8 protein-coding genes and 1 pseudogene are annotated in these 8,819 nt (G+C 39.9%); all 9 read left to right on the top strand.

Translation table 11 applies throughout. The annotated features are described in order from the left end of the window. Positions 1-114: 114 nt before the first annotated feature. Positions 115-261, top strand: a pseudogene (locus tag IW492_RS16005) (YpmS family protein); the annotation flags it as partial. Between the two features lie 18 nt (positions 262-279). Beyond that, positions 280-804, top strand: coding sequence for a peptide-methionine (S)-S-oxide reductase MsrA (gene msrA, locus IW492_RS16000; protein ID WP_202068905.1), 525 nt, complete (start codon positions 280-282; stop codon positions 802-804). After that, entirely contained in the window at positions 801-1,019 is a 219-nt protein-coding gene (locus tag IW492_RS15995; protein WP_202068904.1) for a YozE family protein, read from the top strand. Before msrA ends, IW492_RS15995 begins: the two co-directional genes overlap by 4 nt. 606 nt (positions 1,020-1,625) lie before the next feature. Then, on the top strand, positions 1,626-3,056 hold the full coding sequence (locus tag IW492_RS15990) for a S41 family peptidase (protein ID WP_202068903.1): 1,431 nt from the start codon (positions 1,626-1,628) through the stop codon (positions 3,054-3,056). A gap of 68 nt (positions 3,057-3,124) precedes the next feature. Beyond that, entirely contained in the window at positions 3,125-3,682 is a 558-nt protein-coding gene (gene lepB / locus IW492_RS15985; RefSeq protein ID WP_202068902.1) for a signal peptidase I, read from the top strand. A gap of 13 nt (positions 3,683-3,695) precedes the next feature. Beyond that, positions 3,696-4,559, top strand: coding sequence for a ribosome biogenesis GTPase YlqF (gene ylqF, locus IW492_RS15980; RefSeq protein ID WP_202068901.1), 864 nt, complete (start codon positions 3,696-3,698; stop codon positions 4,557-4,559). Beyond that, positions 4,549-5,319, top strand: coding sequence for a ribonuclease HII (locus tag IW492_RS15975; RefSeq protein WP_202068899.1), 771 nt, complete (start codon positions 4,549-4,551; stop codon positions 5,317-5,319). Before ylqF ends, IW492_RS15975 begins: the two co-directional genes overlap by 11 nt. Before the next feature lie 65 nt (positions 5,320-5,384). Then, complete coding sequence (gene dprA, locus IW492_RS15970; protein WP_202068897.1) at positions 5,385-6,260, top strand: DNA-processing protein DprA; 876 nt, start codon at positions 5,385-5,387, stop codon at positions 6,258-6,260. Positions 6,261-6,386: 126 nt separating this feature from the next. Further along, entirely contained in the window at positions 6,387-8,465 is a 2,079-nt protein-coding gene (gene topA / locus IW492_RS15965) for a type I DNA topoisomerase (protein WP_202068890.1), read from the top strand. The last annotated feature ends 354 nt before the right edge of the window (positions 8,466-8,819 follow it).

Genomic DNA, 8,819 nt, shown 5'->3' with positions numbered 1-8,819 from the left:
ATTTCGGCAATTTGTTCTGCAGAATAACGATGATATTTCATGGCAGGCACCTCGTTTTTACTTTAAGTGTAACACGTCTGGCAAGTTACGCTATGTCATCGATTCTTTTACAGGTTATATATAGATGAATTTAGAATGCAAAACGGATTATTTATTCGTGCAGAAAAAATTAATCTGATTGATGATGATATACGGGTGAATCTCTATCTGCCATCAGATAATGAGAAGAACACTGAAACTTCAAACACTTCAGAAGAATAGCAGGAAAGGGGAAGTATTATGACAGAAAAAGCAATTTTTGCAGGGGGCTGCTTCTGGTGTATGATTCAACCGTTTGATCAGCAGCCTGGGATTATATCGGTGACATCAGGCTATACAGGCGGTCACACAGCAAACCCAACCTATGAACAGGTAAAAAGTCATAGGACTGGTCACACGGAAGCTGTGGAAATTATTTTTGATGACCAGATTATTTCCTACGAGAAATTAGTGGAGATTTATTGGCAGCAGACCGATCCGACAGATGCATTAGGGCAGTTTGAAGATCGTGGAGATAACTATCGACCAGTAATCTTTTATCTGAATGAACAACAAAAAGAAATTGCTGAAAAAAGTAAACAGGAGCTGCAGAACAGCGGGCGCTTCAAAGAAAAAATTGTAACAACAATTGAACCGGCGGCTGTCTTTTATCCTGCAGAAGACTATCATCAGGACTTTTATAAAAAAGAGCCGAAGAGATATGAAAAAGCCCATGAGCTAAGAAGCGAATTTTTAGAAAAAAAATGGGAGAAAGAAATAAAATGAGAAGAAGTTTTTATCATTACCTGATCACTTTAAAAGGACCCGCAGCAGATGCTGAAACTAAATTTGCCAATGCAGCAGCGAAAGATATTCGTTTCCCAAAGCATTCAGAAGACTATAACGAACTTTCCTCCTATTTAGAAATGGAAGTAAACTATCTGTCCACAATGACTATTTTTGACGAATTATGGGAAAAGTATTTGGAGAATAACAAATAAGGAACCTGACTAGAAAGAGGATGTACCAAAGCTGCTCCATACGACAAGAAGCTGCGCCCAGCTTCAAGCAGCAGATAACATGCATCATCTACTCTGACAAGTGAATCGCAATGATTTATGACACCAAGAAGGAATTCAAGAAAATGATAAGAAAACTTGCAGGATAACTGGTAGGATGCCTTGTAGGAACTAGACGGCATGTATCGAGGAACGGAAAGAAGCGAGTACCGCAGATACATCGCTTAAATGGCATGTATCGAGGAACGGAAAGAAGCGAGTACCGCAGATACATCGCTTAAATAGCATATATCGAGGAACGGAAAGAAGCGAGTACCGCAGATACATCGCTTAAATAGCATGTATCGAGGATTGAAGTATATAAAGACTGGAACACCGTTTATTCGGTTTTTAGGGGGCTGTGACATAGGTTTGTTACACTCCCCTTTTCTGTTTTGTTAAAAATGTAAAAATCAAGAACGATTCCTTGCAAGCAACAAATGAATTTCGTTTAATTTACTTTGAAACAGCTTTTTTCATTATCTTTTTCATGGTAAACTAGACTAATCGGTCAATACAGGAGCGAGCAATAAGGAGAGAACAAAAGCAATGAGAAAAAATCATCGTCAAGTACCCTATTATCAATATGTTGTTTCCATTATTTGTACAGCAATTATTGCAGTGGGCGGTTGTTATATTTATTTTAGCAGTCTGTTCAGCAGTTATATTTCTCAGCAGACAAGTGATGCAGGAGACTTGAAAGAGGTTCACGGACTTTATAATAATATTCTGGAAAATTATGTTGGATCAGTAGATGAATCAGAATTGGTTGAAGGAGCTTTAAAGGGAATGATGGAATCGTTGGATGATCCTTATTCTTCTTATCTGGGTGATGAAGAATCATCTGAGCTGAGCGATGAGGTTTCCGGGAGCTTCGAAGGAATTGGTGCTTCAATGGGACTGGTTGATCAAGTACCTACAGTCACTCAGGCCCCTATTGAAGGTTCACCTGCTGAAAAAAATGGATTGAAGGTAAATGATGCAATCCTGCAAATAGACGGTGAGCCTACAGAAGGTCTGACACTGTCTGAATCAGTGAGTAAAATTCGAGGAGAAAAAGGGACGGAAGTTCAGCTGACAATCTTAAGAGAAGGCGAAACCTTTGATGTCATTATTGAGCGAGATACAATTCCCATTGAGACAGTCAGCAGTGAAATTGATGCAAAAAACAGTAAAATTGGCAATATTCGTGTCTCATCCTTTGGCGGAAATACATTTAAGGAATTGAAAACAGCTATTAAAGATCTGCGGAAAGAAGGGGCAGAATCATTTGTACTGGATTTCCGGCAAAATCCCGGCGGTTTGTTGAATCAGGTGGAAATGATGAGCAGCATGTTTTTAGAGGATGGTAAAGTAATTGTCCAATTCGAAGATAAGGATGGTAATATTACAGAGCATACAGCCTCTTCTGAACTGGACGGCGGTTTTAAAGTAAAAGAACCAGTTGTGGTACTTGTCGATGGTGGAAGCGCCAGTGCAGCTGAAATTTTTGCAGCAGCTTTAAAAGAATCCGGCAATGTTGATGTCATCGGAACGACGACTTATGGAAAAGGAACTGTTCAGACTGTAAAAGGAATTACTGATCACAGCAGCTTGAAACTGTCTATTTTGAAATGGCTGACCCCGGAAGGAAACTGGATTCATGAAGAAGGGTTGGAACCGACCATTGAAGCAGATTATCCGGAGTATGCTTATCTTTCTCCCATTTCAAGGAGTGAGGTTCTGGAAGAAGGGAGTCAGTCTGACTCCGTGATGAACGTAAATAAAATGTTGAAAGCACTGGATTATGATGTAAATGAATCAGATGAATTCAACAGCAGTACGAAGACAGCAATTGAGACTCTGCAGTCTGAAAAAGGACTTTCTGTTACTGGTCAGGTAAATCAGGAGACAGCTGATAAGATTGAAGAATTGTTAAAAATCAAAATTCAGACAAACGATACGGCTTATAATAAGGCTGTTGAAAAGCTGGGGAAATAACTGTCTGCTTTAAAATTGTATAAAAGCAGCTGCTTTTGTTATATTACAATGGAGGAAGGTAGAAATTTATGAGAGGGAAAAATAAATATATCGCATGTTTTATTTCTTTTATGAAATTACTGATACCTTCTTTGGTCATATTATTTATTTTGAGAGGTTTTCTATTAATTCCTGTTCCCATTGATGGAAATTCCATGGAGAAGAACTTGAGTCAGGGTGACATGGTTCTAATGGAAAAGTTTACAGATGTCAATCGTTTTGATGTTATTGTTTTCCAATTGCCGAATGGAGAAATTTATGTAAAGAGAGTCATTGGTCTTCCTGGAGATACTGTGCGTTATGAAAACGATCAATTGTATATTAATAATGAAAAAATAGCAGAGCCTTTTTTGGAAGAAAATAAAAGCAAGAAAAACGAAGATGATGTGAAGCCGTATACAACGGACTTTGAACTTTCCAGTCTTCTCAATCAAGATCAGCTGAGCAATGAAAGTTATTTTGTATTGGGGGATAATCGTCGGATGTCAAAGGACAGCCGTTCTTTCGGTGCAGTGGACAGTAAATACATCTTAGGTAAAGCACGCTTTGTCTATTATCCGTTAAGACATATTAAAATCATTAGTTAGGTAGGTGATAAGCATGAATATTCAATGGTTTCCAGGGCATATGGCCAAAGCCCGTCGAGAAGTATCAGAAAAAATAAAATTTGTTGATATTGTTTTTGAGCTGGTTGATGCTCGGCTGCCTCTGTCTTCAAGAAATCCAATGATGGATCAAATTGTTCAGCAGAAACCACGACTGGTTTTATTGAATAAAGGCGATCTCGCAGATAGTGAACAAAGTAAAAAATGGCAGAATTATTTTCAGGAAAAAGGGTTTCATACTTTAGTCATCAACGCACAGCAAAATATCGGAATAAACAAGATCATTCAAGAAGCAAAAAAGGCATTGAAGGATAAAATTGAACGGGATCGAAGCAGGGGATTAAAACCTCGTGCGATTCGTGCAATCTGTATTGGTATTCCAAACGTCGGAAAATCTACGCTGATGAATCGGCTCGTGGGAAAGAAGATCGCTCAGACTGGGAATAAGCCAGGAGTAACCAAGGGACAACAATGGTTGAAATCAGGGAAAGATCTGGAGCTTCTTGATACTCCTGGGATTTTATGGCCAAAGTTCGAAGATCCTGAAATCGGGAAAAAACTGGCTTTGACAGGTGCCATCAAAGATCAGCTGCTTCATTTTGATGATCTGGCTATTTATGGGTTAGAGTTTTTCAGCCGTTTTTATCCAGATCGTATTAAAGAACGCTATGGGATCACAGATGACGAACTATTTTTACCGCCAGCAGAGCTGTTAATGCTGATTACAAAAAAACGCGGCTTTAAAGAGGACTATGATCGATCAAGCGAAATGATTGTTCAGGAAATCCGCAGCGGAAAGTTAGGTACATTTACACTAGATCGTTGGGAAGAGTTAGGAGCAGCAAGGGATGAAGAATGAATCAATCAAGGAAATAAAAATAGCATTAAAGTCTGTTCATTCCAGAGAAGACGAAAGACTGTTAATCTGGCAGCAGGATCAGCGTCTTGGTGTTCAGCAGGCACTGGGACAATGGGAGAGAAACCTGTTAAAAAAGGAAAAGGAAGCAGCAAAGTTTCAGGAGCTTTCCATCTTTGAAAAGGAAGCAAAACAGGAGGGATACCGCCTGATTGCCGGAATTGATGAGGTTGGCAGAGGACCGCTTGCAGGTCCGGTCGTCGCAGCAGCAGTCATCCTGCCGGAGGATTGTAAACTGTTAGGGCTAAATGATTCAAAACAGCTTTCCGCAAAAAAGAGAGAAGAGCTGTATGATCTAATTCAAAATCAGGCGATTTCTATTGGTATTGGGATGGTTGACCACATAGAGATTGATCATATAAATATCTATCAGGCCAGTAAAAAGGCTATGGGGATGGCAATTGAGGATTTGGATTTTATTCCCGACTATCTTTTGATTGATGCTATGGAATTGGATACAAAAATTCCTCAAAAAAGCTTAATCAAAGGAGATGCCCGTTCAATTTCCATTGCTGCCGCAAGTATTGTAGCTAAAGTCTGCCGAGATCGTTTGATGGAAGACTACGCGAAACTGTTTCCGGGATATGCATTTGAAAAAAATGCCGGATATGGAACAAAGGAACACATTGAAGGGATTAAGCATCGGGGAATTTGTCCGATTCATCGAAAAACGTTTGCTCCCGTAAAAAATTATTGCGAATAAAATAAAATAAGTCTTCTTCTGCAAATACTATCTAAGACATAGTATTTGAAAGGAAGGTTTTTTTTATGGAAAAAGAAATCAGGGCATTATTATTTAAGCTTGTCAATTGTCGGGGAATCGGAAATCTGGGACGACTAAAAATTTTATCCTTCATCCTGGAAAATGAATCGACCGAAATAAAAAAAGAAGAAATGCTTCGCATTGGTCAAGTAAAAAGGTACGAATCTTTATTTTTAGAATCCTGGAATGCTCTCTCAGAAAATCCAGAAAAATTACAGGAATTTCAGGCTGAACATCAGTTTTTGACTATTCTGGATGAGCGATTTCCTCCTCTGCTGAAGGAAATCTATAATTGCCCGGCAGTCTTGTTCTATCAAGGGAATATAGAGCTGTTAAAGCATAAATCCATTGCGTTTGTCGGAGCAAGAGAAGCCTCTTCCTATGGAGTAAAAATCGTTCGGGAATTTGTTCCTGCCATTTCAGGGGCCGGTTGGGTCATTGTCAGCGGATTGGCTAAAGGAATTGACAGCCGCTCACATGAAGCTGCGATCAAAGGTCAGGGGCAAACAATTGGAGTTGTCGGAACAGGGCTGGATATTTGCTATCCCAAAGAAAATACTTACCTGCATCGATTAATAGCTAAGGAACATCTGCTGATCAGTGAACATCCCAATGGTACGCCTCCCAGAAAACATCATTTTCCCATGAGGAACCGAATCATTGCAGGACTCTGTCAGGCAACTTGCTTGATAGAAGCCAGACGAAACAGCGGCTCCTTAATAACAGCTCAATCAGCATTGGAATATGGCAGGGAAGTCTTCGTTGTACCGGGAAATATTTTTCTACCTCATTCAGAAGGCTGTCACACCCTGATATATGAGGGTGCTAAAGCCATTTTTTCGCCGCAAAATATTATAGAGGAGCTCAATTTTTTTCGCTAGTTCACTATATCAATCCTTGACAAACACAAAATGAATAGATATGATGAACTACGATTTGTGAGTTTTTATTCTATATATATAGTAGGAAATAGTAAAAAAGGAACCCTGAAAGGAGCCGCACGTTTAATGGCGTATAAATATCTAGTAATTGTAGAATCACCTGCAAAAGCCAAAACGATTGAAAAATATTTAGGAAGAAATTACAAAGTGGTTGCCAGCGTAGGTCATATTCGCGACTTGCCTAAGAGTAAAATGGGCATCGATTTTGAAAATAATTACGAACCGCATTATATCTCAATCCGAGGAAAAGGCGATGTAATCAAGGGATTGAAAGCTGCAGCAAAAAAAGCCGAAAAAGTCTATCTCGCAGCCGATCCGGATAGAGAAGGGGAGGCCATTGCCTGGCACCTTTCTCACTTACTGGGATTGAACATCAATGATAAAAACCGGGTTGTGTTTAACGAGATCACAAAGGAAGCTGTAAAAGCAGCCTTTAAGGAGCCTCGGGCAATTGATCTGGATTTAGTGGATGCACAGCAGGCACGTCGCGTATTGGACAGAATTGTCGGCTACTCCATCAGTCCGATTTTATGGCGCAAAGTAAAAAAAGGGTTAAGCGCAGGACGTGTTCAGTCAGTAGCTTTAAAAATTATTATTGACAGAGAACACGAAATCCGGAAATTTGTTCCAGAAGAATACTGGAGCATAGACGGTAATTTCCAAAAGGGTCGAAAGAAGTTTAAGGCAAATTTCTGGGGACTGGACGGAAAGAAGAAGAAACTCCCTAATCCTGAAGCTGTTAAAGAAGTAACAGACCGAATGAATGGAAAAGAGTACAATGTCGACAAAGTTGAAAAGAAAGAACGAAAACGCAATCCTGCGTTGCCGTTTACAACCAGCAGTCTTCAACAGGAAGCCGCCAGAAAACTGAACTTCCGTACTCGCAAAACCATGATGGTTGCTCAACAACTTTATGAGGGGATCGCACTTGGAAAACAGGGGACTGTCGGGCTGATTACGTACATGCGTACAGATTCTACCAGATTGGCTGATTCTGCAAAAGCTGAAGCCGCAACATTTATTGAAGAAAAGTACGGCAAAGAATATTCTGCACACGGCGGACGAAAAAGCAAGAATGCTCAGGGAGCACAGGATGCCCATGAAGCTATCCGTCCTTCCAGTGTACTCAGGACACCGGATGAAATTAAACAATACCTTGATAAAGACCAATTAAAGCTGTATACATTGATTTGGTCACGAATGGTTGCCAGCCAGATGACACCGGCTATTTTGGATACAATGAAAGTAACATTGAATCAAAATGGCGTTATCTTTATTGCAAATGGATCAAAGATAAAATTCAAAGGATTCATGCAGGTCTATGTTGAAGGACGTGATGACGGAAAAGAGGATAAAGAAAATATTCTTCCTGACATGGAAGAAGGAGATATCGTACTAGCTGTGGACATTGAACCAAAACAGCACTTTACTCAGCCTCCTGCACGATTCAGTGAAGCGACTCTGATTCGTACACTGGAAGAAAATGGTGTGGGGCGTCCTTCGACTTACGCTCCGACTTTGGAAACTATTCAGCGTCGATATTATGTTAAATTGACCAATAAACGGTTTGAGCCTACTGAACTCGGAGAAATTGTCAATAGTCTGATTGTCGAATTCTTTCCTAAAATTGTTGATGTCCACTTCACCGCTTCAATGGAAGGCAACCTTGATCATGTCGAAGAAGGAACTGAAAAATGGATTGAGGTGATCGATCAGTTTTACAAGCCGTTTGAAAAAGAACTGACAATTGCGGAAGAAAAAATCGAGAAAATCCAGATAAAAGATGAACCTGCAGGATTTGACTGTGACTTATGTGGTCACCCAATGGTCATTAAGCTAGGGAAATACGGAAAGTTTTATGCCTGCAGTAATTTTCCGGATTGTCGCAATACAAAACCAATAGTCAAAGAAATAGGTGTTACCTGTCCGGTTTGCCATGAGGGACAGGTTATCGAAAGAAAATCGAAAAAGAATCGTTTGTTCTACGGCTGCAGCCGTTATCCAGACTGTGATTTCACTTCATGGGATAAACCAGTTGGACGAAACTGTCCGAAGTGTGATCAGTATCTTGTTGAAAAGAAAGTTAAAGGCGGCAAACAGGTCGTTTGTATTAATGGTGATTACGAAGAAAATGTTCAAAAATAATCCTATTAGTTGTTAAGCCTATCGATATAACCTGAGATTTTCTTATAATCGGTTTTTCGCCAAGTCAGGTAAAGCATCTAATTAAAGAATTTAACCCCTTTATATTATAGATTGAAAAACAAAGAACGAAAGAGACCGTGACAGAGTACTTCATGCGATGAATAACCGCAGGAGCACATGCACGAACTTAACTGCGATGAGTAATCGCAGGAGCAAAGCCCTTCATGCGACGAGTAACCGCAGGAGTAAAAGTGTTTACTTTCGAGAACTAGGGGGTAGGGATGCTCACTACTTGCAGACTCTAAACTGTGACGAGCGTTTATGCAAGAAAACATTGAGTCACTTTGTTCTTTG

Origin of the sequence: Enterococcus sp. BWB1-3, from assembly GCF_016745275.1 — a bacterium.
GTDB lineage: Bacteria > Bacillota > Bacilli > Lactobacillales > Enterococcaceae > Enterococcus_L.
This window is presented reverse-complemented; position numbering and strand designations above follow the sequence as displayed.